The organism is Flavobacterium sp. XS2P24, from assembly GCF_030010285.1.
Lineage (GTDB): Bacteria > Bacteroidota > Bacteroidia > Flavobacteriales > Flavobacteriaceae > Flavobacterium > Flavobacterium algoritolerans.
The window spans coordinates 1-1,927 of sequence record NZ_JASCRU010000065.1; the positions used below are offsets into that span (position 1 = coordinate 1).

General features: G+C 34.5%; 5 protein-coding genes. 4 read left to right on the top strand and 1 reads right to left on the bottom strand.

Annotation, left to right across the window (positions count from 1 at the left end; genetic code table 11):
• Window positions 1-36 precede the first annotated feature (36 nt).
• Window positions 37-531: a hypothetical protein gene (locus QLS31_RS16150; RefSeq protein WP_282744691.1), complete on the bottom strand. Its 495-nt coding sequence runs from the start codon at window positions 529-531 to the stop codon at window positions 37-39.
• A gap of 322 nt (window positions 532-853) precedes the next feature.
• Here QLS31_RS16150 and QLS31_RS16155 point away from each other — a divergent pair, with 322 nt between their 5' ends.
• From QLS31_RS16155 to QLS31_RS16170, 4 genes are all read left to right on the top strand, one after another.
• Entirely contained in the window at window positions 854-1,087 is a 234-nt protein-coding gene (locus QLS31_RS16155; protein ID WP_282744692.1) for a hypothetical protein, read from the top strand.
• Entirely contained in the window at window positions 1,084-1,293 is a 210-nt protein-coding gene (locus QLS31_RS16160) for a hypothetical protein (protein ID WP_282744694.1), read from the top strand. Before QLS31_RS16155 ends, QLS31_RS16160 begins: the two co-directional genes overlap by 4 nt.
• On the top strand, window positions 1,211-1,636 hold the full coding sequence (locus QLS31_RS16165) for an ATP-binding protein (RefSeq protein ID WP_282744695.1): 426 nt from the start codon (window positions 1,211-1,213) through the stop codon (window positions 1,634-1,636). The genes QLS31_RS16160 and QLS31_RS16165 overlap by 83 nt, the downstream gene beginning before the upstream one ends.
• 76 nt (window positions 1,637-1,712) lie before the next feature.
• Window positions 1,713-1,877 carry a hypothetical protein gene (locus tag QLS31_RS16170; RefSeq protein WP_282744693.1) on the top strand — a complete coding sequence of 55 codons (165 nt, stop codon included), beginning with the start codon at window positions 1,713-1,715 and terminating at the stop codon, window positions 1,875-1,877.
• Window positions 1,878-1,927: the final 50 nt, after the last annotated feature.

Consider the following 1,927-nt stretch of genomic DNA (forward strand, 5'->3'; position numbering starts at 1 on the left):
CCATTAACACCATAGAAAGCGGCAATAGTATTGCAATCATTTTGCTTGGAATCTATTGATTTCTTTTAAAAAAGACGCAAACTCCGATGTTACATGAGTTCCGTTCGCTACTAAATTCCAATCTCTAAAAACTATTTTCCCAGTATCTTCATTAAGCCATCTTCTGCTAGTGATATGAAGATATACCTGGTGTCCACGAATTGAAAAATCCTGAACGGTTATCTGGTCAAAGAAGCCTTTTGAACTTAATTTAGCTTCGTGATATTCTTTAGGAATCGAATTGATCTCTTTTAAATACAAATGAAGTCTCTCTTCTCCCTTTTCATAAGAAGTAAGCTCAAAGTATTCTACTATAATTTCGGGTAACAATAACTTAAGGATATCGATAAAAGAATCTTGCATTTCAGCATAATTTAGAAATACAAAAATCACCATTTTAATATTTTCCCACAACTTTTCGTATTGATCCATTATAAATAGAATCGGATAGCTGTTCATGAACGAAATTACAAACCATATGTCTATTACCACAACCCCAGAACATTTAGTAGTACCAATCCATTTGTAGCCCAGCGGAGCGCTGCTCGATTCATTGATTGGGCAAGTAGCATTAATGAGTCAGTAGGAGAATATATTATGCAGATAATCGACTGCAGAAACCAACCTGAATAGGCTTATAAAAGTTGTTTAGCAATACTAAACTTCGAAAAAAAGTTTGGTAAGCAGCGATTAATAAATGCCTGCAGGCGGGCACTTGATTTTAGAATTTACAATTTTAAGACCATACAGAATATTTTAGAAAACAACTTAGAGCATATTGATTTCGAGCAAGAACCCGAGCAGGAACTCCCGAGTGACGGTAACATCAGAGGAAAACAGTATTATAATTAAATTAAATCTTGAAAACATGAATGAATCCAAAGTAACAAAAATGAAACAAATGAAGCTTTACGGCATGTATAATGCTTTTAAAACAGCCATTGAAAATGGAAAAACTGACCATTACTCACTCGATCATTTTGTATCGATACTTATTTTGATGCGGAATGGGATGAAAGGCACAATCGTCGTATTGCGCACAGTATAACCAATGCCCGATTCCATTACAAGTCAAATATTGAAAGTATCAATTTTGACAAAATCTGTAATCTAGATCGCAACATAGTTCTGCGTCTGGTAGAATGTGAATTTGTAGAAAAAAAACGAAAACATCTTAATCACAGGAAGTACTGGTGTAGGCAAAAGCTATTTAGGCACTGCAATGGGTTATCAAGCCTGCATACAGGGTTTTAAGGTAAGCTCTTTTAATACTTCGAAGTTGTTTGCTAAATTAAAAATGGCCAAAGCAGATAGCTCTTACCTGCGCAAACTTGCCAAAATTGAAAGGCAAGACGTCATTATTCTTGACGATTTTGGACTGCAAGCATTAGATAGTCGCAATCGGATTACCCTTATAGAGATCATTGAAGACAGACATAATAATGGTTCTATAATTGTGACATCACAAATCCCGGTGCAAGGTTGGTATGATATAATTGGCGAAAAAACTATAGCTGATGCAATTTTGGACAGGCTTATACATCAATCCCACCGACTCGAATTACATGGAGAATCTATGAGAAAGAAAAGAGAATAAACAAAGGGTAATATTTTAAGTATATTTGAATACTAATTAACAGATGAAAAAGAGTAGTTTTTAATAAAAAATGAAGATGGTCAATATCACTGGAATTAGGTGTCATTTTGAATTGGAATCAGGTGCTCACTTTAAATTGGAATTGGGTGGTCAATATCACTGGAATTTGCAGACTACTACTATTACAGAACAAATGGTACAAAAGCCAAAATCGAGGATACTAGAGTATCAGGAAGTGTAGCCATCAGAATAGACAGAAGATAGTTAGTTAGTTAGTTATATAAATGGTTT